Annotated in this window: 20 protein-coding genes; 13 read left to right on the forward strand and 7 right to left on the reverse strand. The window is 65.2% G+C overall.

Translation table 11 applies throughout. The annotated features are described in order from the left end of the window. Positions 1–518, reverse strand: a 518-nt coding sequence (locus H3V53_RS31955; RefSeq protein ID WP_336601257.1) for a hypothetical protein, incomplete at its 3' end; no start/stop codon positions are given. Between the two features lie 325 nt (positions 519–843). Then, positions 844–1,458, reverse strand: a complete 615-nt coding sequence (locus H3V53_RS31960; protein WP_336601258.1) for a LysE family translocator — start codon at positions 1,456–1,458, stop codon at positions 844–846. Between the two features lie 179 nt (positions 1,459–1,637). On the opposite strand from H3V53_RS31960, the gene H3V53_RS31965 reads away from it, so the two are divergent. The 5 genes from H3V53_RS31965 (at position 1,638) to H3V53_RS31985 (ending at position 6,712) form a co-directional block, all read left to right on the forward strand. After that, complete coding sequence (locus H3V53_RS31965) at positions 1,638–3,350, forward strand: SulP family inorganic anion transporter (protein ID WP_336601259.1); 1,713 nt, start codon at positions 1,638–1,640, stop codon at positions 3,348–3,350. Positions 3,351–3,633: 283 nt separating this feature from the next. Further along, on the forward strand, positions 3,634–4,032 hold the full coding sequence (locus tag H3V53_RS31970; RefSeq protein ID WP_336601260.1) for a VOC family protein: 399 nt from the start codon (positions 3,634–3,636) through the stop codon (positions 4,030–4,032). Between the two features lie 48 nt (positions 4,033–4,080). Then, a complete protein-coding gene (locus H3V53_RS31975; RefSeq protein ID WP_336601261.1) occupies positions 4,081–4,698 on the forward strand; it encodes a tat (twin-arginine translocation) pathway signal sequence in 618 nt (205 codons plus the stop codon). A gap of 16 nt (positions 4,699–4,714) precedes the next feature. Further along, positions 4,715–6,298 carry a GMC family oxidoreductase gene (locus tag H3V53_RS31980; RefSeq protein WP_336601262.1) on the forward strand — a complete coding sequence of 528 codons (1,584 nt, stop codon included), beginning with the start codon at positions 4,715–4,717 and terminating at the stop codon, positions 6,296–6,298. A gap of 84 nt (positions 6,299–6,382) precedes the next feature. Then, the gene (locus H3V53_RS31985; RefSeq protein WP_054919934.1) at positions 6,383–6,712 is read left to right on the forward strand and encodes a ribbon-helix-helix domain-containing protein; all 330 of its coding nucleotides are present in this window, start codon (positions 6,383–6,385) and stop codon (positions 6,710–6,712) included. Positions 6,713–6,853: 141 nt separating this feature from the next. On the opposite strand, the gene H3V53_RS31990 is transcribed toward H3V53_RS31985, so the two are convergent. The 4 genes from H3V53_RS31990 to H3V53_RS32005 form a co-directional block, all read right to left on the reverse strand. Then, positions 6,854–7,216, reverse strand: coding sequence for a hypothetical protein (locus H3V53_RS31990; RefSeq protein WP_336601263.1), 363 nt, complete (start codon positions 7,214–7,216; stop codon positions 6,854–6,856). Positions 7,217–7,310: 94 nt separating this feature from the next. Next, a complete protein-coding gene (locus H3V53_RS31995) occupies positions 7,311–9,128 on the reverse strand; it encodes a chloride channel protein (RefSeq protein WP_336601264.1) in 1,818 nt (605 codons plus the stop codon). 19 nt (positions 9,129–9,147) lie between these two features. Then, positions 9,148–9,567, reverse strand: a complete 420-nt coding sequence (locus H3V53_RS32000; RefSeq protein ID WP_054919939.1) for a MarR family transcriptional regulator — start codon at positions 9,565–9,567, stop codon at positions 9,148–9,150. Positions 9,568–9,718: 151 nt separating this feature from the next. Beyond that, complete coding sequence (locus H3V53_RS32005) at positions 9,719–10,837, reverse strand: HPP family protein (RefSeq protein ID WP_336601265.1); 1,119 nt, start codon at positions 10,835–10,837, stop codon at positions 9,719–9,721. A gap of 447 nt (positions 10,838–11,284) precedes the next feature. Between H3V53_RS32005 and H3V53_RS32010 the strand changes: the two genes are divergently transcribed. Further along, positions 11,285–11,704 (forward strand): TIGR01841 family phasin, encoded by a 420-nt coding sequence (locus H3V53_RS32010; protein ID WP_054919944.1) that lies wholly within the window; start codon positions 11,285–11,287, stop codon positions 11,702–11,704. 11 nt (positions 11,705–11,715) lie between these two features. On the opposite strand, the gene H3V53_RS32015 is transcribed toward H3V53_RS32010, so the two are convergent. Beyond that, a complete protein-coding gene (locus H3V53_RS32015) occupies positions 11,716–12,780 on the reverse strand; it encodes a zinc-binding metallopeptidase family protein (RefSeq protein WP_336601266.1) in 1,065 nt (354 codons plus the stop codon). A gap of 401 nt (positions 12,781–13,181) precedes the next feature. On the opposite strand from H3V53_RS32015, the gene H3V53_RS32020 reads away from it, so the two are divergent. The 7 genes from H3V53_RS32020 (at position 13,182) to H3V53_RS32050 (ending at position 23,934) form a co-directional block, all read left to right on the forward strand. Then, entirely contained in the window at positions 13,182–16,607 is a 3,426-nt protein-coding gene (locus H3V53_RS32020) for a transglutaminase family protein (protein ID WP_336601267.1), read from the forward strand. A gap of 42 nt (positions 16,608–16,649) precedes the next feature. Beyond that, the gene (locus H3V53_RS32025; protein ID WP_336601268.1) at positions 16,650–19,262 is read left to right on the forward strand and encodes a circularly permuted type 2 ATP-grasp protein; all 2,613 of its coding nucleotides are present in this window, start codon (positions 16,650–16,652) and stop codon (positions 19,260–19,262) included. Further along, the gene (locus H3V53_RS32030; protein ID WP_336601269.1) at positions 19,259–20,146 is read left to right on the forward strand and encodes a transglutaminase family protein; all 888 of its coding nucleotides are present in this window, start codon (positions 19,259–19,261) and stop codon (positions 20,144–20,146) included. The genes H3V53_RS32025 and H3V53_RS32030 overlap by 4 nt, the downstream gene beginning before the upstream one ends. Positions 20,147–20,219: 73 nt before the next feature. Then, the gene (locus H3V53_RS32035) at positions 20,220–20,645 is read left to right on the forward strand and encodes a MarR family transcriptional regulator (protein WP_054919953.1); all 426 of its coding nucleotides are present in this window, start codon (positions 20,220–20,222) and stop codon (positions 20,643–20,645) included. Positions 20,646–20,706: 61 nt separating this feature from the next. Next, positions 20,707–21,168: a MarR family winged helix-turn-helix transcriptional regulator gene (locus H3V53_RS32040; protein ID WP_336601270.1), complete on the forward strand. Its 462-nt coding sequence runs from the start codon at positions 20,707–20,709 to the stop codon at positions 21,166–21,168. Positions 21,169–21,228: 60 nt separating this feature from the next. After that, the gene (locus H3V53_RS32045; protein WP_336601271.1) at positions 21,229–22,332 is read left to right on the forward strand and encodes an HlyD family secretion protein; all 1,104 of its coding nucleotides are present in this window, start codon (positions 21,229–21,231) and stop codon (positions 22,330–22,332) included. A gap of 21 nt (positions 22,333–22,353) precedes the next feature. Beyond that, positions 22,354–23,934: a DHA2 family efflux MFS transporter permease subunit gene (locus H3V53_RS32050; protein WP_336601272.1), complete on the forward strand. Its 1,581-nt coding sequence runs from the start codon at positions 22,354–22,356 to the stop codon at positions 23,932–23,934. Positions 23,935–23,940 lie beyond the last annotated feature (6 nt).

The raw sequence follows: 23,940 nt of genomic DNA on the forward strand, positions 1-23,940 counted from the left end.
ACGGCATTGGGCGCGGCGCCGGGACGGGCGGCTGGCTGCGTGCCGGGTTGCGGGCCGGGTTGTGCGCCTGGTGATGCACCGGTTTGTGATTCATCGGCGGCGTCGACATCGGTGTCATCGTCTTCGGCGGCGGTGGGCTGCGTCGCGGCAAACAGGCCGGCATTGACGGATGCCGGCCGTTGCGACGGCGACGCGGGCGTCACGCGGCCGGAAACGGAACTGGTCGGCACCGCGGCATGCGGCGGCACGGGCAGGTCCGTTTTTACGGTGGCGAACTGCGCGGGCGGCCGGCGCGCTGCCTGCGTCGCTTCGGCGTAGGCGACCTGATCGCGGCTGAACCAGATCACGTAAGCAGCCGTGCCCATCACGCCGACGGCCAGACCCATCGCCGACATCAGGCAGATCTGTACCCAGTTGTAATGACTCGCCTGCGAATCGTCGCTGCCGGGAAGAAAAGCGCTGTCGTATTGCTGTTGCCGGCGGCCGCGCGCCTGCTCCGGCGATTCCTGTGCGTCCATGTTTGCAACGCCTCCGACCTGTACGGTCTGCGTCTATCGGTGGAGGAACCGGGGCGCCGAGCGCGCGCCGGTGAAATCTGCTGGCAGATAACCGTGGTCTTGGAGCAATTAGTGAGCCTGGGAGTGTCGGTGATCGGCGCCAGTGCGGCCGGGACGACGTGAGGCTCGCTCGCGGGGACAGGGTTATGTCCTGGCTATTCTAACGGCAAACCGCGAGGCGGTCCGTGTGCGGCGACGCACGTTTGAAGCGCGGGCAGTGGGAAAAACGATGCAATCAGAGAAAATTTTCCAGGCTGCCCGCATGAGCGAAGTGACGAAAGAGCGCTTACGCGACCAGACGCATCACGATGGGATAGAGCGTCGCGACCAGCATCAGCGCCATCGCCACGTTGAAGGTGCGCAGCCAGACGGGGTTGGACAGCGCGCGGCGCATCGCCGTGCCGAACGCGGCCCACAGGCAGATGCAAGGCAGCCCGATCACGTAGAACAGCAGGGCCATCAGCAGCGCATTGGTGCCGAAGTCGGCGCTCAGGTGGATGGTCGTCGCGGCTGTCAGGTCCATCATCCACGCCTTCGGGTTGACCCACTGGAACGCGATGGCTTCGTGAAAGCGCATCGGCCGGCGCTCGCCTTTCTTCACCTGCATTTCACCCGACGTGCCGATCTTCCACGCGAGATACAGCAGATACGCGACGCTCAGCACTTCGAGCACCGTGTACAGCACCTCGAAGCGCCGGAAGGCTTCGCCCAGTCCGAAGCCGACGGAGAGCATCAGCAACGCGACGCCCGCGCTGATGCCGAGAATGTGCGGCAGCGTGCGGCGAAAGCCGAAGTTGACGCCCGATGCCAGCAGCATCGTATTGTTCGGTCCCGGCGTGATGGTCGTCACGAGCGCGAACAGGATGCCGGCGGGCAAGGCGCTCAAGGTGTCGAAGGACATGATCGGCTCCGCATGGTCGATGTCAAAGGCAGTGTCGACAGTGTAGCTAGGCGGGCCGGTACAGTACCTATACAGATTGCGGGATGATTTCCGGTACGGAAGCGAGGCTCATCCGGCCCCTTGCCATCGCGCGATCGTTCGGGGCACGATGCACGCATCATTCTTCGCGACAGCCCAGCATGCACAATCCAGACGACAGACCGGCGCGCCTGAGCATCCTCAAGGGCATTTTTCCCGTCGACCGCGCGTGCGCATGGCGCGACGTGCTGTCCGGCATCTCGCTCGCGTCGATGGACATCCCGCAGGTGCTCGGCTACGCGCGCATCGCCGGCATGCCCACGGTGACGGGGCTGTACACGGTCTTCCTGCCGCTCGTCGCGTTCGCGTTGTTCGGCGCGTCGCGGCATCTCGTCGTGGCCGCCGATTCGGCCACCGCGACGATTTTCGCGAGCCGCGCATCGACGCTCGCGCCGATGGGCAGCGCCGCGTACGTCGCGCTGGCGGGCATGGTCGCGCTGCTGACGGCCGCGTTGCTGCTGCTCGCGCGTATCTTCAAGCTAGGCTTTCTCGCCGATTTCCTCTCGCGCACCGTGCTGGTCGGCTTTCTGACGGGCGTGGGCGTGCAGGTGTCGATCGCGATGCTCGGCGACATGTTCGGCATGACCGTGCCGTATCCGTCGTCGCGCAGTCTGGCGCAAGTGTTTTACGTGATCGTTCATGCCGCGCAGGCGCATCTGCCTACGCTCGCGCTCACGGCGCTCGTCGTGGGCGCCATTCTTTTGTGCAAGCGCTTCTTGCCGCGCGTGCCCGTGCCGCTGATCGCCGTGGTGGGCAGCATCGCCGCCAGCAAGACGTTCGATTTCGCCGCGCACGGCATCAGCGTGCTCGGTCCGATTGCCGGCGGATTGCCGCCGCTCGGCTTTCCCGCCGTGACGTGGCAGCAGTTTCTCGATCTGATACCCGTTGCGGCGTCGTGCTTCGTGATGATCATTGCGCAGAGCGCTGCCGCCGCGCGCGTGTTCGCGCAGCAATATCACGAGGAAGTCGACACCAACGCCGATATCCTCGGGCTCGCGGCCGCCAACGCCGCCGCCGCCTTCAGCGGCACGTTCGTCGTCAACGGCAGTCCGACGCAGACGGCGATGGCCGAGCGCGCCGGCACGCGCAGCCAGATCGCACAGCTGGCGTTCGCCGCTGTCGTGGTGGTGGTGCTGCTGTTCTTTGGTACGTATCTGCAATACCTGCCGCACTGCGTGCTGGCCGGAATCGTCTTCACGATCGCGGTCGGCCTCGTCAATGTGCCGAGCCTCGCAGCGATCCGCAGCGAAAGCCCCGGCGAGTTCGCGCTCGCGCTCGTCACGGCGGCGGCCGTCGTGATGGTGGGCGTCGAGCACGGCATTCTGCTCGCCGTCGCGCTGTCGTTGCTGCGGCATGTGCGCCACAGCTACCGTCCGCATACGATGGTGCTCGAGCCGTCGGCGGCCAACGGCAAATGGCAGCCGGTGCCAGCGACGCCGGGCATCATGACGGCGCCCGGCCTGATCGTCTATCGCTTCGGCTCCGACCTGTTCTTCGCCAACGACCACCTGTTCTCGCAGGAAGTGCTGAAGCTCGTCGATGCAGCGCCGGGCGGAGTGCGCGCGTTCGTCGTCGACGCGGGCGCGATCACCGCGCTCGACTATTCGGCGGCGCGCACGCTGAGCGACCTGATCGGCGACGTGCACGATCGCAAGGTCGACGTGATCTTCGGGCGCGTGACACCTTATCTGCGCTCCGACATGGACCGGCATGGCATTACGCAAGTTGTCGGCGAGTCGAACGTATTCGCGACGCTGCACGAAGCGCTTTCCGCTGCCGGCGTCAGCCCGCCGCACGAGGTGAGCGCCGTCTAGCGCGCTGCCGAACGCGCATGACGATGCGCGCGACGATATATCGCTTACCCTGGATCGCGCCGTCGGCGCGCGGCATGACGGGCGCGTTCATGCTGCGCCGCATTCGACGGCGAGGCGGCGCATCGCCTTGTCGCGACGCGCATGGACGCACGGCGAGCGCTTCGCGTGTTCGCATGCGCAGCATAGGGCAAGTCCCTAAGCGCAGCCCGCGCGCATTTAGCCCTGCATTACCACAGCGCACATCTCACTTCTACACTCAGCATCAAACGAAAGGAGTGACGACATGGCCAAGCTGATCCACACGATGATCCGCGTTCAGGATCTGGACCGCTCGCTGAAGTTCTATCAAAACGCTTTCGGACTCGCGCCTTCGCATCGGCTCGACTTTCCCGACTTCTCGCTCGTCTATCTGCGCAATAACGAATCGGACAGCGAGATCGAACTCACCTGGAACAAGGGACGCGAAGACGCATACTCGCACGGCGACGGCTACGGACACGTCGCGTTGGTCGTCGACGATGTCAAAGCAGAGCGCGAGCGCCTGCTTCAGCTCGGCATGACGCCCAACGACGTGCGCGAGTTTCACAACGACGACGGCGCGCTGCTCGCGCGTTATTTCTTCATTCAAGACCCAGACGGCTACAAGATCGAAGTGCTCGAACGGCACGGGCACTACCAATAGCAGGCCGCATGACGCCGTGCCCCCACAACGCAACTCAAGGAGACAGGCATGAGTCACAGAGTGATTCCCATCGAAATGGAACCTGCCGCGACGTCTGACGGCGCTCATGCATCGCACGCGCCGCGCTCGCTCAGCCGGCGTGAATGGCTCAAGGGGACGGGCGTGCTGGTCGGCACGCTGGCCTTCCCGTCGATCCTCGCGACGCTCGCGCCGAGCCGCGTCTGGGCGCTCGAAATGCAGGCGCTGGACACGCATCAGGGCGCCGTGCTGCTCGCCTTCGTCAAGCAGCAGTATCCGCACAAGACGCTCGACGATGCCGTCTATGCGCTCGTCGTCAAGGATCTCGACGGCAAGGCGGCGAAAGATCCCGCCGTGCGCCAGCAGCTCGCCGACGGCGTGAAGCAGCTCGACAACGGCGCGGACTGGACCCAACGCTCCGCCGCCGATCAGGCACGCGACGTCGCCGCGATGGAGAAAACGCCGTTCTTCAAGACCGTGCGCACGACGGCCATCGTCGCGCTGTACAGCAACGACATGGCGTACGCGCATTTCGGCTATGGCGCGGCGCAAGGCGACGGCGGCTATCTGTACAAGGGCTTCAACGACCTCGCCTGGCTGCCGAATCCGCCCGCCGCTGCGAGCGGCCCGATTCCCACCGACAGCTGAGCAACGGAGACCTGACATGGACGACAACAACAAGGTGCACTTCGCGCACAACGATGCGCGCGCAGTGGTCATCATCGGTTCCGGCGCGGGTGGCGGCACGCTTGCCAACGAGCTTGCGCAGAAGGGCATCGACGTGATCGTGCTCGAAGCGGGCAAGCTGCATACGCAAGGCGATTTCATCACCGACGAATGGGGCTCGTTCTCGATGCTGTCGTGGCTCGACAAGCGCACGACCTCGGGCACGTGGCGCATCGCCACCGACTTCCCGAATCTGCCCGCGTGGATCTGCAAGACGGTGGGCGGCACGACGACGCACTGGGCGGGTGCCAGCCTGCGCTTTCAGCCGCACGAGTTCCAGGCAAAGACCCGTTACGGCGCGATCAAGGATGCGAACCTGCTCGATTGGCCCGTCACCAGCGACGAAATGGCGCCGTGGTACGACCGCGCGGAAAAGAAAATGGGCGTGACGCGCACCAACGGCTTGCCCGGCTTGCCGGGCAACAACAACTTCAAGGTGATGTACAACGGCGCGACCAAAGTCGGCTACAAGGAATGCAACACGGGGCACATGGCGACCAACAGCATCGTGCGCGACGACCGCGCGCATTGCTTCCAGCGCGGCTTCTGTTTCCAGGGCTGCCGCACGGGCGCGAAATGGTCGACGCTGTACACCGAGATTCCGCGCGCCCAGGCCACGGGCCACATGGAATTGCGCACGCAGGCGCAAGTCGTGAAGATCGAAACGGATTCGAAGGGCAAGGCAAGCGCGGTCGTCTATTACGACGCCGACGGTAAGCTGCAACGGCAGAAGGCACGCATCGTCGCGGTGGCGGGCAATGCAATCGAGACGCCGCGCCTGTTGCTGAACTCGCATTCGAGCCGCTTTCCCGATGGCCTCGCGAATTCGTCGGGACAGGTCGGGCGCAATTACATGCGTCACACCACGGGCTCCGTCTACGCGGTGTTCAACGACAAGGTCGACATGTATAAAGGCACGACGATGGCGGGCATCATCGAAGACGAAGCGCGCTTCGATACGTCGCGCGGATTCGCGGGCGGCTATCACATGGAGACGGTGTCGCTCGGGCTGCCTTTCTATGCGGCCTTTCTCGATCCCGGCGCGTGGGGCCCCGGTTTCACGCAGGCGATGGACGCGTATCCGTACACGGCGGGCATGTGGATCGTCGGCGAGGACATGCCGCGCGAGACGAACCGCATCACGCTGAACAACGACGTGAAGGACCAGTACGGCCTGCCCGTGCCCAACGTGCACTTCGACGATCACCCTAACGACGAAGCCATGCGCAATCACGGCTTCAAACAGGGCACGGCCGTCTATCAGGCAGCGGGCGCGAAGACGGTGTATCAGGTGCCGCCGTATCCGTCGACGCACAATCTCGGCACCGCGCGCATGAGCGCCAAGGCGCAGGACGGCGTGTGCAACAAGTTCGGCCAGACGCACGACGTGCCGAACCTGTTCATCTCGGACGGCAGCCAGTTCACCACGGGCGCCGCCGAAAATCCGACGCTGACCATCGTGACGCTGGCGATCCGTCAGGCCGACCACATCGCGACGCAGATGAACCGGCGCACGATCTGATCGACGCAACGGGACGAGCGCGGCTCGCGTGTCGCAGACGTGGCCGCGCTCGACCCGAATGCTGAACGACTAAGGAGACGAACCATGTGCAACGTGTACGTCAACGCCGACCCGATCCTGTACGAATCGCGCACGCGTTCGCTGCGCATTCATGGCGTGATCACGACTGTGCGGCTGGAAAATCTCTTCTGGGACGTGCTGCACGAAATCGCCGCGCGCGAAAACATGACGACCACGCAATTCGCCGTCAAGCTCTACGACGAACTCATCACGCTGCGCGGCGAAGTGCCGAGCAACTTCGCGTCGTTTCTGCGCGTATGCTGTCTGCGTTATCTGTCGATCGTGGCGGGCAAAAGCGAGTTAACCAGCGATCCCATCCCGGAACTGAAGCCGCGCGTGTTGAAAACGGTTTGACGGCCTTATGGCGTTTTTCGCCGTTGTTTCTACCTGTGCGGCCCCGCATAGTTCGGACGGCCGTGAGTTGATCTGCGTGGCGCATTCCGTCGTCGACGCAAACAACGCGAACCTCATGCTCGATCTCTGAGCGTGCACCGGTTATTTGCCCGCGCCCGTCGAGGGCACGCAGGTGAGGACGAGCGTGCTGCCGTTGCCCGCTTCGCCGCTCAGCGTCGCAAGATGCGATTCGCCGCGATCGCAAGACCATTGCGCCACGAAGTCGCGCGCGCACGATGCCCGCTGCGCAGCAGCGTATTTCGCGTGGACGATGTAGCGGCAGGTGGCGTGCTCGTCGCAGTGCGATGCGAGATCGCGCGTCGCGTTGCCTGCGGCGGCGCCGCAATTCCCGCCATACGTACCCGATTGAATGCGGATGTGTTGCGCGTATGCGCCCATGCTGACGAGCGCGCCCGTCAATGCAGCGCCCGTGAGCAGGGCAGTCGTGAGGTTCATGAACTTCATGACGGGCCTCCCGTCGATGCAACGTCGCCTCTTCCATCATAGACTTCATACGGCGCGGGCCGATCTGGCAATTGCGGCACGGTCGTTGCGGCGCTCAGCCGTGCGTGCGTGTCGGTGTTTTTCGCACGGGCGGAAAGTGTTCCTTGCCCGCGGCGAAGCCGATGCGCCGAAAGCGCTCGCGCTTGTGCTCTTCTTCGAAATGCGCAACGGAAGGCTTCACGAGATCGCTGCGCGACACCACGCCGATCAGTTGCATCGAGTCGTAATCGGCGACGACGGGCAGCCGTTCGAGTTCATGCACGGCCAGACGCGTCGCGACGACGCGGCAGGTTTCGTCCGGCAGCGCGACGACGAGAGGACACTCGCGCAGCACGTCGGCGAGGGGCGTATCGAGCGCGTGAGGCGAGGTACTGTCGCGCACGGCCTCGAGCATCGCGCGATCGACGATGCCGAGCACCGCGCCGTTCTCGCGCACGACGGGATACGCACGCCGCCTCTGCGTCGCGCCGAAATACGCGGCGAGCGCGTCGCGCACGCTGAGCCAGCCATCGATTGAATCCACCTTCTGCGACATCACTTCATCGACGTAATGACGTTCGAGGGGATCGACGCCGTACTCGCGATAGATGTGATATCCGCGCCGCGCGATCTTCTCCGTCATGATCGAGCGCTTCATCACGACGGTCGCGAAGCCGTGCGCGACCAGCGTCGCGGCGAGCAGCGGCAATAGCGCGTTGCTGTCGTGCGTGAGGCCGAACGCGAACACGATGGCCGTGAGCGGCGCGCCCAAGGTTGCGCCGAGCGTCGCGGCCATGCAGACGAGCGGCCACAGCGCGGGCTCGTTGCCGGGCAGCACGTGCCCGAGCACGGTGCCGAGCCCCGCGCCTAGCATGAGCAGCGGCGCCAGCACGCCGCCCGACGTGCCGGAGCCGAGCGCGACTACCCAGATCAGCGCCTTGACGACGAGGATGGCCAGCGCCACCTGCAGCGCGATGCGCTGGTGCAGCAGATCGCCGATGACGTCATAGCCGACGCCCAGCGCGCGCGGCTCGATGAAGCCGCCGATGCCGACAGCGAAGCCGCCGATGGCGGGCCACCACATCCAGTTCAGCGGCAGCTTGTGAAAGAGGTCTTCCGTCTTGTAGAGCGCCGCCGACAAGCCCGACGCGAGCGCGCCCGACAACAGCCCCGCGATCACGCACGACACCAGCGAGATGGCCGTGGCGGGCGCAGTTTCGAGCGGAAACAGCGGACCGGTGCCGAAGAAGATCGCGCGCGCAAAACCCGCGACGGCACACGCCAATGCAACGGGCAGGAAACTGCGCGGCCGCCATTCGAACAGCAGCAGTTCGACAGCGAGCAGCACGGCCGCGACGGGCGTGCCGAACACGGCCGTCATGCCCGCCGCGGCGCCCGCGACGAGCAGCGTCTTGCGCTCCGCGGAGGTCACGTGCACGCACTGCGCGATCAGCGAGCCGAGCGCGCCGCCCGTCATGATGATGGGACCTTCCGCGCCGAACGGACCGCCGCTGCCGATCACGATGCCCGACGAAAGCGGCTTCAATATGGCAACTTTCGGCGACATGCGGCTCTTGCCGAACAGGATCGCTTCGATCGCTTCGGGAATGCCGTGCCCGCGGATCTTTTCCGAGCCGAAGCGCGCCATCAGGCCGACGATCAGCCCGCCGATAACGGGTATGGCGATCACCCACAGGCCGAGCGTATTCGCAGCGGGCGAGCGGTCGGCAAACGAGAAACTGCCGAAGAAGAAAATGTTCGTGAACAGATGAATCAGGCTCAGCAGCACGTAGGCCGCGAGCGTGCTGAGCAGGCCGATGCCCGCCGCGAGCGCAGCGATGCCCGGCAAACGCGAATTGCTCGAAAAGTCCCGCTTGTGAGAGTTGTCGCTCATGGCAGCACGCAGGATTCGATCAGGATTCCAGGTCGATCTGGGGAATGGAGAACGCGCCCTTGAGCGAGCGCAGTTCCGCGCGATGCAATTCGGCAAGCCGCGCGAGTACTTTTTCTCCCGCTTTGAGCAGATGTACTTCGACCTGGCGGCGGTCGGTGTCGCTGATCTTGCGCTTGACGAGTTCGAGCGCCTCGCAGCGCGACACCAGCGCGACGACGCCGTGATGCTGCGCCTGCAGACGCTCCGCGAGTTCGCCGATGGTGGCCCACTCGCGATCCGGATAGCCCTTGATATGCAGCAGCAGCAGATACTGCAGCGGCGTGATGCCTTCGCCTTGCGCGGCCTGTTCGGAAAAGCGCTCGAAGCGCCGCATCTGATAGCGGAATTCCGATAGCTGCTCGTAGTCCGCCTTGTTCAATGTGCGTGTGAGAACTTTCATGTCGATGGGTGCGCGAGACGAAAATCAAAAATGTATCACAAAGTGATATATGCGGCGGCACTTTCACTGTGTCGCGCGGAGGAATCGGTGCTGGATCGGAAGCGAAATCGGAAACGAAAGCGAAAGCGCGGCGGCTCGCGCCGACGCGCGCTCAGGCGGCGGGACGCTGCTGCGCGTGCGCCTGCATCTGTGTCTGCCGGTACAGTCCGGCAATCAGATCGGACTGCGTGATGATGCCGACCAGCCGGTCGTGCGCATCGGTTACGGGAATGTGATGATGGCCGTCATCGGCGAAAAGCGGCACCAGTTCGACGATCGGCGTGCGGGTTTCGACCGTGCGCACATGCGGCGTCATGACGGTGCTCACGAGCCGCGCGCGCTGTCCGCTACGCCCGAAAAGCCGCGCCGACAGCGCTTCCATCAGCCGCAGATCGGCGCTCTTCGGCTTGTTCGCGAGATCGGCGCGCGTGACAATGCCCACCACATGCTGACGCTTGTCGATCACGGGCAGCGCCTTGATCGCGTGACGCTGCAGCAGATCGGCGGCGGCCCGCAGCGTGGTGTCCGGCGCGATGCTGACGACGGGCGCGGACATCACGTCGCGGCAGGCCAGTTCGCTGAACGTGCGCGCATACGCCTGCAATTGCGTTTCGCGGAACAGGGTTTCGAGATCGTCAGGGTCGATGTCGAGCAGTTCGCCGCGGCGGTTCAGCACAGCTTCGAGGTCGCCGCGCGTGATGCTGTTGCTTGACGCGGGCGTTTGCGGCGCGGCGGGCGCCGCGCGCGTCGCGTGCGGATAGCGGTGGCCCGTCACCGCGTGATAGACGAGCGCCGCGCTCAGCAGCGCAGCCGACTGGATCAGGATGGGCTCCAGCACGAAGCGGTAGCCGAGCGCATGAATCGCGGGGCCGCCGAGCACGGCTGTCAGCGCGACGGCGCCCGACGGCGGGTGCACACAGCGCAGCGCGAACATGGCCGCGATCGCCGCGCCCACCGCGAGGCCAGACGCCGCGACGGGGTCGACGATGAACATCGCGCAAGTCACGCCGACCGTCGCCGACACGAGATTGCCGCCGATGATCGACCACGGTTGCGCGAGCGGACTGGCGGGCACGCCGAACAGCAGCACGGCCGACGCGCCCATCGGCGCGACCAGCAGCGGAATGTTCGCGTTCGCACCGAGCAGCAGATGCATGCTGCCGCCCGTGAAGGCGATGCCGATCAACGCGCCAAGGGCCGAGCGCATGCGCTCCGGCCATTTGACGTTCATCGCAGGCGGAAAAAAGCGCGCCAACCAGTGGAAAAAGAGAGAGCGAGTCAAAATTCGGTTCTATAGAGGGAAGCAGGCATGCGTACCTTAAAAGAAAAGGGCTCAGAACGGAAACAACTTGTGATCATGGATATATGCCAACGTGATATAAATCCGCCACGTCGCGCGAGCCAGAAAGCGTGGCGCAGCCTCGACGATCGAGGGAAAACCCGTATTGGCATGTGATTCAACTGCATCACGGCATGATATGAGTTGCGGCGCAAACGCAAAGCGGGGCGCCATGACGGGCAGCACGCGGCGCGCCCGCGCCGGGCTGATCGGAAACGGCGCAGCGTCGTAGCGCGCGCTGGCGCGTTGCCGCATTAACGGGCATGATCGAGCCGTGTGCCCGCTTCAACTCCTTTACGGCACATTCCCCATTCACCGACGCGCCTTGAGGAGATCAGCATGGAACCCTTTGACGCCGCTAATCCGTTCGCCGAATTCAACAAGATGTTCGAACAGTTCAAGCTGCCGGGATTCGACGTGCCCGCCGTGATGGAAGCGCGCCGCAAGGATGTCGAGGCCTTGATCACCGCTAACCAGACAGCTGTGCAAGGCATGCAGGCGCTCGCGCAGAAGCAGGCGGAAATGCTGCGCACCACGCTCACGGAGCTGCAGGATCTCGCGCAAAAGCAGGCGGCGGCGGGCGGCGTGCCGTCGGCGCAGACGGCGGAGCTGGTTCAGCAGACGCTGCACAAGGCGCTCGCCGACATGCAGCAGTTGACGCAAGCGGCTTATCGCACGCAGGCGGATTCGTATGCCGTGATTGCGAAGCGCGTCGAAGAGAACGTCGAAGAGCTGAAAGCGCTGCTGCAAAAGAAGTAACGCGCTCGCGGCTAGCTGCGTGCCCAGCCCCGCGCGATCACGCGATGCACGAAACGCAGCTTGTCCACGACGGGCGGCGCCAGCGTGAACGGATAGCCGTCTGGCATGCCGAGGCTGCGGTTCAGGCTGTTCAGCGCATCCGTCAGGGGAAACCAGCGTTTCATCAGATTATCGAAGCTGGCTTCCTCGACGGGCGTCTGGTCGGTCAGGCGCGGCTCGTTCGGCGCGGGCGGCAGCAGCGCGAGCCCGTAAGCCGTCGACGTATCGAGCACGTCGACGATCATCAGGTAATGCGCCCACGTTTCCGCCCAGTCTTCCCACGGGTGCATCGTTGCGTATGCACTGATGAAACTGTTTTCCCAGTCGGCGGGCGCGCCGTCGCGGTAGTAGGCGTCGAGCGCTTCGGCATAGTCGAGCTGTTCGTCGCCGAACTGCTTGCGAAACGGTTCCAGCCAGGGCGTGCCCGCAATCAGCTTCTCGAAGTAGTAATGCCCTGATTCGTGGCGAAAGTGCCCGAGCAGCGTCCGGTACGGTTCGCGCATGTCGGTGCGGATTTTCTCGCGATGCGCATCGTCGGCTTCGGCGATGTTCAGCGTGATGCGGCCGTTATCGTGCCCGGTCATGACGGGCCCGTTCGCGACCGTGTTTTCGAGGAAGTCGAATTCGAGCCCGTTCTCGGGATCGGCCTGGCGGGACTCGATGGGCAGCCCGAGCGCGTCGAGCGTGTAGAGCAGGCGCCGCTTGGCCGTCTCCAGCCGATACCAGTAGAGCCGGTTGTTCGGCTCGGCGAGGTTCGGGATCGTGTGCGTGAGGCGGCATGAGCGGCATAGCGTCTCGTGGTCGTCGGCGGGCAGCATCCAGTTGCAGACGTTTTCGACCGCGTAGTTGTGGCATTGACGGTAAAGCTTGTCCTTCGCGTCGGGATGCAGGCTGCGCCACTGGCCGTCGCCTGCTTCTTCGAACGCGCTGATTTCGCCCAGTTCGGGCACGTAGCCGAGCAGCGTCTCGCAGCGCTCGCACCGCACGTTCTCGAAGAACACGCGCTGGTCGCATCGGTTGCAGTGGAAGGCTTTCATTGAGTCGAACCGTGGTGTCGTCGTGCGATTGGATGAGGTGCCGCGCCGTTTCGAAGCAGGCGCGCAGCGGGAGGGTTCCCGCAATCTTCATGCCGCTCCGCTATAACGTCGCTGGCCATGCGCACATTGCTGGCGAATCGGCTTGCCGCATGCGCCGCTTTGGTGCGCGAGCAGGCGAACGAGGCGCAACGCAACGCGGCGTCGCGCGCGCGGCAGCCGTCGAAGGGGTACATGGCCGCGACATGCAACGCGACGTGCCGCGAGAGGCGGCGAGCGACGGATGCACGCGCAGCACGGCCTGCGCCGCGAAGCGCGCCGTCACCGACACGGCAACCCGCCAACGGCATAAAGCTTGCTTTTTGCGGCTGCCCCTATTGCCCTTTCCTGCCCAGGAGTCCGGAGTGTCCATACGTGTCGCGCTGAACCATGTCACGCATTACCGTTATGACCGCCTCGTCGGACTGTCGCCGCAGGTCGTGCGGCTGCGCCCGGCGCCGCATTGCCGCACGCCCGTGCTGTCTTATTCGATGCGCGTCGAGCCCGAGGAGCACTTCATCAACTGGCAGCAGGACGCGTTCGCGAACTATCAGGCGCGGCTTGTGTTTCCCGAGCGCACCGAGACGTTCAAGATCACGGTCGACCTCGTCGCGGAGATGGCCGTCTACAACCCGTTCGATTTCTTTCTCGAACCCGCCGCCGAGCAATTCCCCTTCGACTACGCACCGGAACTCGCCGCCGAACTCGCGCCGTATCTCGTCAGGCACGAGATGACGCCGCGTTTCGCGGAGTTCGTTGCGAGCATCGACCGCTCGCCGCGCGGCACGACGGACTTTCTCGTCGATCTGAACCAGCGGGTGCAGCGCGAAATCCGCTACCTGATCCGCATGGAGCCGGGCGTGCAGACGCCGGAGGAGACGCTCGTCAACGCGTCGGGCTCGTGTCGCGACTCGGGCTGGCTGCTGGTCGAGACGCTGCGTCAACTGGGGCTCGCGGCGCGTTTCGTGTCCGGTTATCTGCTGCAGCTCGCGCCCGATACGAAGTCGCTCGATGGCCCGAGCGGCACTGAATACGATTTCACCGACCTGCACGCGTGGTGCGAGGTGTATCTGCCGGGCGCGGGCTGGATCGGCTTCGATCCGACGTCCGGGCTGCTCGCGGGCGAGGGGCACATTCCCGTCGCATGCACGCCGGAGCCGGGCAGCGCGGCGCCGATTTCCGGCGCCGTCGATCAGTCCGAAGTCGAGTTTGAACACGCGATGTCGATTACGCGCGTGCTCGAGACGCCGCGCGTGACCAAGCCGTACACGGAACCCGCGTGGGACCGCATCCTGACGATGGGCGCGCAGGTCGACAGCCGGCTCGACGCGATGGACGTGCGCCTGACGATGGGCGGCGAGCCGACGTTCGTGGCCGTGCGCGACCGCGACGCCGCCGAATGGAACACCGACGCGCTCGGCCCGACCAAGCGCGGCTACGCCGTCGCGCTGATGGACAAGCTGCGCGCGTACTACGGCGCGAACGGCTTCCTGCATGTCGGCCAGGGCAAGTGGTATCCCGGCGAGCAATTGCCGCGCTGGGCGCTGTCGCTGTACTGGCGCGCGGACGGCGAGCCGTGCTGGCGCGACCCGTCGCTATTCGCCGACGAGCGCAGCCCCGGCCGCTACACCTCGGACGACGCGCGCCGCTTCCTCACGCTGCTCGCCGGCAAGCTCGCCGTCGGCAGTGAGTACGTGCTGCCCGGTTACGAGGACACGTGGTACTACCTGTGGCGCGAGCGGCGCTTGCCCGTCAACGTCGATCCATTCGATTCGCGCCTCGACGACGAACTGGAGCGCGTGCGGCTGCGCCGCGTGTTCGATGCGGGGCTGTCCAGCGTGTCGGGCTACGTGCTGCCGCTCGCGCGTTCGACGCACGGGCCGGGCTGGACGAGCGGCGCGTGGTTCTTCCGCGACGAGCGCATGTACCTGATTCCCGGCGATTCGCCGATGGGCTTGCGCCTGCCGCTCGATTCGCTGCCGTGGGTGTCGAAGGGCGACTATCCGTATCAGCACGCGCATGATCCGTTCGCGCCGCCCGTGCCGCTGCGCACGTCGGCGCAATTGCGGATGCAATACGAAGGCGTCTCGTACGCGGCGCGCGATGGCCGCGCAGACGGCGCAGACGCATATGGTGCTGGTTTTGCCGCAAACGGCCAGAGCCAGCCGCAGGACCGCTTGCCGGAGCGCGGCGAATCGGCGTCGTCGGTGATCCGTACGGCCGTGTGCGTCGAAGCGCGCAATCCGGCGCGCGCGGCGGGCCCGAAAGTGGAAGACGCCGCGCTCGGCGACGGCCGCGCGCTGCTGCATGTGTTCATGCCGCCGCTGACGGAACTCGACGACTATCTCGACCTGCTCGCCGCCGTCGAAGCCACGGCCGCCGAACTGAAGATGAAGGTCGTGATCGAAGGCTATCCGCCGCCGCGCGATCCACGCCTGTCCGTGTTGCAGGTCACGCCCGATCCCGGCGTGATCGAAGTGAACATCCACCCGTCGAAGAACTGGAACGAACTCGTCGATCACACGGAGTTTCTCTACGGCGCCGCCCACGAGTCTTATCTGAGCACCGAGAAATTCATGCTCGACGGACGCCACGCGGGCACGGGCGGCGGCAATCACTTCGTGCTCGGCGGCGCCACGCCCGCCGACAGCCCGTTCCTGCGCCGGCCCGATCTGCTTGCGAGCCTCGTCGCGTACTGGCACAACCATCCGTCGCTGTCGTACCTGTTTTCAGGGCTCTTTATCGGACCGACGAGCCAGGCGCCGCGCGTCGACGAGGCGCGCAACGACCAGGTCTACGAACTCGAGGTCGCGTTCAGGGAACTGCAACGGCAAGTCGACCTGCTCGGCGGACAAGACGGTGGGCAACTGCCGCCGTGGATGATCGATCGCGCGCTGCGCAACATCCTGATCGACGTGACGGGCAACACGCACCGCGCCGAGTTCTGCATCGACAAGCTTTATTCGCCTGATGGCCCGACGGGGCGCCTGGGCCTGCTCGAATTGCGCGGCTTCGAAATGCCGCCGCACGCGCGCATGAGTCTTGTGCAGCAACTGCTGCTGCGCGCGCTGGTCGCGAAGTTCTGGAACGAGCCGTACACGACGCGCCTCACGCGCTGGGGCACGGAACTGCACGACCGTTTCCTGCTCGGCACGTTCGTGCAGATGGATTTCGACGACGTGCTCGCCGATCTGCGCGAAGCCGGCTTCGCGTTCGAGAACGAATGGTTCGCGCCGCATTTCGCGTTCCGTTTCCCGGCCATCGGCGAAATGCACGCGAACGGCATCGCGCTTGCAATCAGCGGTGCGCTGGAACCGTGGCACGTGATGGGCGAAGAAGGCGCGGCGGGCGGGACGGTGCGGTATGTGGATTCGTCGGTGGAAAGGCTCGAAGTGAAGGTGCTGGGGCTCAACGACAACCGGCATCGCGTGACGGTGAACGGCGTGCCGCTGCCGCTTCAGCCGACGGGCCGCATCGGCGAATTCGTCGCGGGCGTGCGCTTTCGCGCATGGCAACAGTCGTCGTCGCTGCATCCTACGATCGGTGTGCATGCGCCGTTGACGTTCGATGTCGTCGATACGTGGACGGGGCGCTCGATCGGCGGATGCCAGTATCATGTCGCTCATCCGGGCGGACGCAATTACCAGACTTTCCCGGTGAATGCGTACGAAGCGGAAAGCCGGCGTCGCGCGCGCTTCTTTACCACGGGCCACACGCCGGGCCCGCTGGTGACGCAGCCGCCGCAGCGCAGCCTGGAGTTTCCGTTCACGCTGGATTTACGGCACGGATAAGCCGCAGCCCACACTCACGACAAACCGACTCGCGACCACATCTTGGCCTTTCAATCGACCTTTCCGTTCGAAGCGGCAGCAGGCCATCCCGACGCACTGTCGCTGTTGCGCGCGTTGCCGCTTCTGGACGTGCGCGAAGGCCACTGGGACGAACTGCGCGACGCCTCGGGCACGCTGCGCGAACCGTGGCGGCGCTTTTTCGAGCTGCTCGGCGAAGAGGGCATTGCGGGTCTGGAACCGGGACGCGCGTCCGTCGCGCAGCAGGTGCGCGACAACGACATCACGTACAACGTCTACGCGGACAAGGGCGAGCCGCGTCCGTGGGCGCTCGATCTGCTGCCGCTCATCATCGCCGAGGACGAATGGGCGCTGATCGAGCGCGGCGTGCAGCAGCGCGCCCAATTGCTCAACGCGATCGTCGCCGATGTGTACGGGCCACAGACGCTGTTGCAGCAAAGCGTGCTGCCGCCTGCGCTGGTCTATGGGCATCCCGGCTATCTGCGCTCGGTGAAGGGTTTCGTGCCGCAGGGCGGGCAGTTCCTGCAGGTGGTTGGCGTCGATCTGGCGCGCGCGCCGAACGGCGAGTGGACGGTCGTCTCGCATCGCACGGAGGTGCCGTCGGGTTTGGGGTATGCGCTCGAAAACCGCATGATTGTCTCGAGCGTATTCGCCGATGCGTTCCGTGAATTGCGCGTGAGCCGTCTCGCGCCCACGTTCTCCACGCTGATCGCGACGCTTGCCGCCAGCGCGCGCGCCACCATGCGCGACGGCAAGACGGACAGCGCGCCGCATATCGCGCTGCTCACGCCGGGGCCGTTTGCGGAAACGTATTTCGAACACGCGTTTCTCGCGCGCTATCTCGGCGTGACGCTCGTCGAAGGCAAAGATCTGACGGTGCGCAACGACATGCTGTACCTGAAGACGCTCACGGGGCTCGAACGCGTGCACGTCGTGTTGCGCCGGCTCGACGATGCGTTCTGCGATCCCGTCGAGCTGCGCGCCGATTCGACGATCGGCGTGCCGGGCCTGTTGCAGGTGATGCGCGCGGGCAATGTGATCGTGTCGAACGTGCCGGGCTCGGGCTTTCTCGAATCGCCCGCGATGCACGGTTTCATGCCCGGCATCGCGCGGACGCTGCTGAACGAGCCGCTGCTGCTCAACGGCGTATCGACGTGGTGGTGCGGCGAAGAAGCCGCGCGCGAACACGCGTTTGCGAACATGGAAGAAGCGTTTTTGCAGCCGACGTGGCCAGCGCGCACGCCGGACAGCCCGCCTGGCATCGCGCACGGCCCGCAGAAACTCGATGCCTGGAAAAGCCGCATCGAGCGCTCGCCGGATGCGTTCACGATCCAGCAGCCGCTGCCGTACTCGTGCACGCCGCGCTACGAAGACGGCACGCTCGGCAACCGGCCATGCGTGCTGCGCGCCATCGCCGTCGCCGATGCAAACGGCGACTGGCACGTGCTGCCGGGCGGCTTTACGCGGCTGGCGGCAGAGCGGCAGTCGTCGGTGTCGATGCAGTTCGGCGGCAGCAGCGTCGATGCATGGGTGTTGTCGAGCCATCCGAACTCCACCTTCACGCTGCTGCCGTCGCCGCTCAAGCCCGCCGATCTCGCGCGCAAGCATCGCACGGTGTCGAGCCGCGCCGCCGAGAACCTGTTCTGGAGCGGCCGCTACGGCGAGCGCGCGGAAAACAACGTGCGGCTGCTGCGCCTCATACTCGGGTCGCTCGAAAACAACGGTGCCGACACGATGTTCGCGACGCTCGCGGAACTCGCGCTGCATTTCGGTCTCGTGCAATCGGGCGATCTCGTGGGCGGGCAATCGCTGCAGGCTTTCGAGCGCACGCTGGTCGCGAATCTGCAGGAAAACACGGGCGCGTACAGTATCGGGCAAAACCTCGCGAGCCAGGCGCGCGCGAGCGGCGAGATTCGCGGCCGTCTGTCGAGCGATCATTGGCGCATCATTCTCGCCGCCCGCAATGACTTCCGCGACGCGCTGCACGAGCTGACGCCCGCGGCTGCCGTGTCGTCGAATGCGTCGTCGCGCGGCAGGGCGCGCTACAACCGCGTCACGCTGATGGATGCGCTCGAACATCTCGCGACGCAACTGTCGGCGATCAGCGGCGCGCAGGGCGACCGCATGACGCGCGACGAAGCATGGCGCCTGATGTTCGCCGGGCGCCACATCGAACGCGTGTGGGCGATGACGTCGATATTGCGCGTGGTCGCGTCGCAGCGGCAGCTCGCGACGCCCGCCGGCTTCGATCTGCTGCTGCAACTGTTCGACAGCACGCTGACGTATCGGTCGCTGTATCCGGGGCGGCTCGAAGTGCCCGCGTTGCTGGACCTGCTGGTGATCGAGCCGACCAACCCGCGCGGGCTGTACGGCGTGTACGCGCGCCTTCGCGCGAAGCTCGACGACATTTCCGGCGCGGCGGACGGCAAGCGCCATCGGCCGTTCAGCGATCTGCTGCCGCATCCCGACACGCTGCCTTCGCTCGAAGCGCTGTGCGTGACGGACGGCAGCGGCACGTACGTGGCGCTGATCGCGCTGTGTGACCGTCTGGCGATGAGCGTCACGGCGGCCGCCAACGAAATCAGCGCGCGCTATTTCAGCCACGCGAACACGCTCGCAGCGCAGGTGTCGCCATGAGTGAAGCGACGCTGCTGTCCGTATCGCATCGCACGACCTATCACTACTCGACGCCCGTCGAGACCGCGCAGCATCTCGCTACCATCCGGCCGCTCGCATGCGCGTGGCAGCGCGTCGTCGAGCATACGGAGCGTATCGAGCCCACGCCTTCGTATCTGCACAGCCGCATCGATGCGTTCGGCAACGACGTGCTCTATTTCGCGCTCGATGCGCCGCACGAACGTTTGCAGATGGTGAGCGAGACGACCGTCGAGCTGACGCCGCGCTGGAGCGCGCTCGATCCCGAGGCGACGCCCGCATGGGAAGACGTCGCGCAGTCGCTGCGTTTTCGCGCGGGCGGCGTTTGCCATCCGCAGGTGGAGTTCTGCTTCGCGTCGCCGAATATCGCGCTCAAGCCGACGTTGCGCGACTATGCGCTGCGCAGCTTCCGCGCAGGCACGCCCATCGTCGCGGGCGCGATCGACCTGATGCACCGCATTCACGCGGACTTCGAGTACAAGCCGTCGGCGACGATGTTCGATACGCCCGCCGAACGCGCGTTCGATATGAAAAGCGGCGTGTGCCAGGACTACGCGCAGGTGATGATCGGCTGCCTGCGCGCGCTGGGGCTGCCCGCGCGCTACGTGAGCGGCTATTTGCGCAATGATCCGCCGCCGGGCCAGCCGCGTCTGATCGGCGCGGACGCATCGCACGCGTGGGTCTCCGTGCATTGCCCGGAAAGCGGCTGGATCGATCTGGACCCGACCAACGACGTGCTCGCCGACGTCGATCACGTGACGCTCGCCATCGGGCGCGATTACAGCGACGTGTCGCTGCTGCGAGGCATGATTCTTGGCGGCGGCGCGCATCGCGTGGAAGTCGGCGTCAGCGTGCTGGCGCTTTGAGCAACAGACAATTTCAATTGCGGCATCCAAACGCGGTTTGACAGCGTGCATACGCACATATAAACTGGCTTTTATGAGCAAGCCCATTTCTCACGACGATTGCAACTGTTTCGCGCTGCGGCAAGCGGCGCGTTACGTCACGCAGATCTACGAGCGCCATCTCGGCGAGGTCGGCCTGACGGCGGCGCAGTTCACGATCGTCGCGAAGCTCGCGCGCAAGCCTGGTCTGACCATGGTGGAGCTCGCGGACACGATGGTGATGGAGCGCACCACGCTCGTGCGCGCATTGAAGCCGTTGCAGCGCGACGGCCTTGTTCTCAGCGAACCGTCCGAGCATGACGGGCGCACCTATCTGTTCAGTCTGTCGAAGGAAGGCAGGCAAACGTTCGAGCAGGCTGCCCTTGCGTGGCGCGCCGCCCAGGACGAATTCGAAAGCAAGTTCGGACGCAGCCGCGCCAAGGCTTTGCGTGCGGAACTGTTCAATCTGACGTCGTCGTAATTCCCGAAGTGATTTCGCGCGCGAACAGCGCATCTGACTGGATCGATTCATTGGTGTGTATATGCACGTAGAAACGGATACACAAGACACTCAGGTTTCGCCGGACGACGATTGCTTCGCGGTCCGGCAAGCGGCGCGCTATGTGACGCAGCTGTACGACCGACATCTCGGGCAAGTCGGTTTGAAGACCACGCAGTTCTCGATCATGTGCCGGCTGCACAATCGCAAGTGGATGACGATGAAGGAACTCGCCGACTCCATGGTGATGGAGCGCACCACGCTCGTACGCGCGATCCAGCCGCTGCAACGCGACGGTCTCGTCTACACCGAGGCGTCGCGCAGCAATCGCCGCGTATTGACGGTCATGCTGACGACTGCCGGCGAGGAACGGCTCAGAGAGGCGCGCGATCACTGGCATGCGGCACAAAGCGAATTCGAACAGCACTTCGGCCCGCAGCGCGCGGCGAGCCTGCGCGCGGAGCTGTTCGACGTGACACGCGGTGGCGTGAGGCATTCCACCTAGACCAACACGCGCGTTCAGCGCCCTTTTTCCAACGTTTTCGGTGCATACGCACATATAGCCATGTCTACAACACCTTCCATTGCACCGCCCGCCGTCGCGGGCGCCGCGAAACAGACGCGCAGCATTCCGTGGATGCTGCTCGCGGTGCTCGCCGTGATCGTCGCGATTGCGGCAGCCGGGTCGTACTGGTTCTTCGTCGGCCGCTTTGTCGAAACGACGGACGATGCCTATGTGGGCGGCGACGTCACCGTGCTCGCGCCGAAGGTGAACGGTTTCGTCAACGACGTGCTGGTGCAGGACAACCAGTTCGTGAAAGCGGGGCAGGTGCTGATCCGCCTGGACGCGCGCGACTACGACGCGCGTCTCGCGCAGGCGAACGCGGAAGTCGCGAGCGCCGAAGCTGCCGTGACGGAGCTCGAAGCGAAGAAGTCGCTGCAACTGGCGACGATCAACGAGCAGTCGGCGGAAGTGAAGGCATCGAACGCGGAACTCACGCGCAGCGCGTCGGATTCCGCGCGCTATCGTCAGCTGGTGAAGGACGATGCCGTGTCGAATCAGGTTGTCGAGCGCGCCGACGCCGATCTGCTGAAGGCGCGTGCCGCCGTGGATCGCAGCGGCGCCGCGTTGACAGCGGCGCAGCGTCAGTTGAGCGTGCTCGATGCGCAGATCAACGACGCGCACGCTCGCGTTGCGACGGCCAAAGCGGCGCAGCGCGTGGCCGAGCTGAACGTCGAGTACACGACGATCCGTTCGCCGATCGACGGCTATGTCGGCAACCGCACGGCGCGCGTCGGCCTGCTGGCGAATGTCGGCGTGTCGCTGCTGACGGTGGTGCCCGCGAGCGGACTGTGGATCGACGCGAACTTCAAGGAAGATCAGCTGAAGAAGATGAAAGTGGGCGACACCGTCGACGTCGATCTCGATGCGTCGAACCATCGGATCGAAGGCGTGGTCGAGAGCCTCGCGCCGGCGACGGGCGCGACCTTCAGCGTGCTGCCCGCCGAAAACGCCACGGGCAACTTCACGAAGATCGTGCAGCGCGTGCCCGTGCGCGTGCGCCTGACGGTCCCGAAGGAAATGCAGGGCGTGCTGCGCCCGGGCCTGTCGGCGACGGTGAAGGTGCATCTGCGCGCCGACAGCGAACCGGCTCGCGCGGCGCAGTAACGCACGGATACGCTGCCCATCATGAGCAACACATCATCTCCTCTCCTGAACCCCGCCGACCTGCCGGCCGCGACCAAGGTTTTCGCGTTCTCGCTGCTGTGCCTCGGCTTCTTCATGGCGACGCTGGACATCCAGATCGTGGCGTCGTCGCTGAGGGACATCGGCGGCGGATTGTCGGCGAGTCAGGACGAACTCTCCTGGGTGCAGACCTCGTACCTGATCGCCGAAATCATGGTGATCCCGATGACGGGCTGGCTCACGCGCGTTTTCTCGACGCGCTGGGTGTTCGCGTTCTCCGCGTTCGGCTTCACCGTGACGAGCATGCTGTGCGGGCTCGCGTGGGACATCAACTCGATGATCCTGTTTCGCGGCTTGCAGGGCGCGCTCGGCGCGGCAATGATTCCGACCGTCTTCACGACGGCATTCATGCTGTTCCCCGGCAAGCAGCGCATCGTCGCCGCGACGACGATCGGCGCGCTCGCGTCGCTCGCGCCGACCATCGGGCCTGTGATCGGCGGCTGGATCACGGATCAATGGTCGTGGCACTGGCTGTTCTATCTGAACCTCGTGCCGGGCTTGCTCGTGACGGTACTGGTGCCGCGTTACGTCAACGTCGATCACGCCGACGTGTCGCTGCTGAAGACGGGCGACTACCTCGGCATCGCGCTGATGTGCGGCTTTCTCGGCTGCCTCGAATACGTGCTCGAAGAAGGCCCGCGCAAGAACTGGTTCGGCGACGACGTCATCCTGTTCTGCACATGGGTCTGCGTGATCTGCGGCTTCCTGTTTCTCGTGCATGCGTTCACCGCGAAAGAGCCGATCGTCGATCTGCGCGCGCTCGCGATCCGCAATTTCGGCATCGGCAGTCTGCTGTCGTTCATCACGGGCATTGGGCTCTTCTGCACGGTGTATCTCACGCCCGTATTCCTCGCGCGCGTGCGCGGCTTCGATTCGCTGCAGATCGGCGTTGCGTTGCTGTCGGTTGGCTGCTTTCAGCTGATCGCGCTGACGGCGTATTCGTTTCTCGCGCGTGTGGTCGATTTGCGCATCCTGATGGTGATCGGGCTGATTCTGTTCGGCGTCGGCTGTTACCTCTACGTGCCGCTGACGAACCAATGGGGCTGGCAGCAGTTGCTGATCCCGCAGGCGCTGCGCGGCATGGGCCAGCAGTTCTGCGTGCCGCCCATCGTGACGATGGCGCTCGGTTCGCTGCCGCCGTCGCGGCTCAAGTCGGCGAGCGGCCTGTTCAATCTGATGCGCAACCTGGGCGGCGCCATCGGCATCGCCGTGTGCAGCACGATGCTCAACGATCGCGTGAACCTGCATTACGAACGCCTCGACGAACACGTGAGCGTGGGCCGCCCCGCGATCGAAGCGCTGCTGCGCGACCAGGCGGCGCATTTCGCGGCCGTCGGCGGCGACATGCTGAACGGCGCGGCCGCGGGCCTCGGTTCGCTGCACGCGCTGCTGATGCGCGAAGCGCTCGTGCTGACGTTCTCCGATACGTTCCTCGCGGTTGCCCTTTGCTTCGCGGTGGGCCTCGTCAGCGTGCTGTTTTCGCAGCCCTTCGGCCATTCGTCGCCGCCGCCCGATGCGCATTGAACCGCG

The sequence above is a fragment of the Paraburkholderia bengalensis genome (genome assembly GCF_037126505.1).
GTDB lineage: Bacteria > Pseudomonadota > Gammaproteobacteria > Burkholderiales > Burkholderiaceae > Paraburkholderia > Paraburkholderia bengalensis.

Excerpts from the sequence above, each read along its gene's own strand:
- H3V53_RS31985 (WP_054919934.1), top strand. The coding sequence starts at position 6,383 with ATGTGCAACGTGTACGTCAACGCCGACCCGATCCTGTACGAATCGCGC.
- H3V53_RS32045 (WP_336601271.1), top strand. The coding sequence starts at position 21,229 with ATGTCTACAACACCTTCCATTGCACCGCCCGCCGTCGCGGGCGCCGCG.
- H3V53_RS32005 (WP_336601265.1), bottom strand. The coding sequence starts at position 10,837 with ATGAACGTCAAATGGCCGGAGCGCATGCGCTCGGCCCTTGGCGCGTTG.
- H3V53_RS32040 (WP_336601270.1), top strand. The coding sequence starts at position 20,707 with ATGCACGTAGAAACGGATACACAAGACACTCAGGTTTCGCCGGACGAC.
- H3V53_RS32010 (WP_054919944.1), top strand. The coding sequence starts at position 11,285 with ATGGAACCCTTTGACGCCGCTAATCCGTTCGCCGAATTCAACAAGATG.
- H3V53_RS32035 (WP_054919953.1), top strand. The coding sequence starts at position 20,220 with ATGAGCAAGCCCATTTCTCACGACGATTGCAACTGTTTCGCGCTGCGG.
- H3V53_RS31960 (WP_336601258.1), bottom strand. The coding sequence starts at position 1,458 with ATGTCCTTCGACACCTTGAGCGCCTTGCCCGCCGGCATCCTGTTCGCG.
- H3V53_RS31995 (WP_336601264.1), bottom strand. The coding sequence starts at position 9,128 with ATGAGCGACAACTCTCACAAGCGGGACTTTTCGAGCAATTCGCGTTTG.
- H3V53_RS31975 (WP_336601261.1), top strand. The coding sequence starts at position 4,081 with ATGAGTCACAGAGTGATTCCCATCGAAATGGAACCTGCCGCGACGTCT.
- H3V53_RS32015 (WP_336601266.1), bottom strand. The coding sequence starts at position 12,780 with ATGAAAGCCTTCCACTGCAACCGATGCGACCAGCGCGTGTTCTTCGAG.
- H3V53_RS31970 (WP_336601260.1), top strand. The coding sequence starts at position 3,634 with ATGGCCAAGCTGATCCACACGATGATCCGCGTTCAGGATCTGGACCGC.
- H3V53_RS32000 (WP_054919939.1), bottom strand. The coding sequence starts at position 9,567 with ATGAAAGTTCTCACACGCACATTGAACAAGGCGGACTACGAGCAGCTA.
- H3V53_RS31980 (WP_336601262.1), top strand. The coding sequence starts at position 4,715 with ATGGACGACAACAACAAGGTGCACTTCGCGCACAACGATGCGCGCGCA.
- H3V53_RS32050 (WP_336601272.1), top strand. The coding sequence starts at position 22,354 with ATGAGCAACACATCATCTCCTCTCCTGAACCCCGCCGACCTGCCGGCC.
- H3V53_RS31990 (WP_336601263.1), bottom strand. The coding sequence starts at position 7,216 with ATGAAGTTCATGAACCTCACGACTGCCCTGCTCACGGGCGCTGCATTG.
- H3V53_RS32030 (WP_336601269.1), top strand. The coding sequence starts at position 19,259 with ATGAGTGAAGCGACGCTGCTGTCCGTATCGCATCGCACGACCTATCAC.
- H3V53_RS31965 (WP_336601259.1), top strand. The coding sequence starts at position 1,638 with ATGCACAATCCAGACGACAGACCGGCGCGCCTGAGCATCCTCAAGGGC.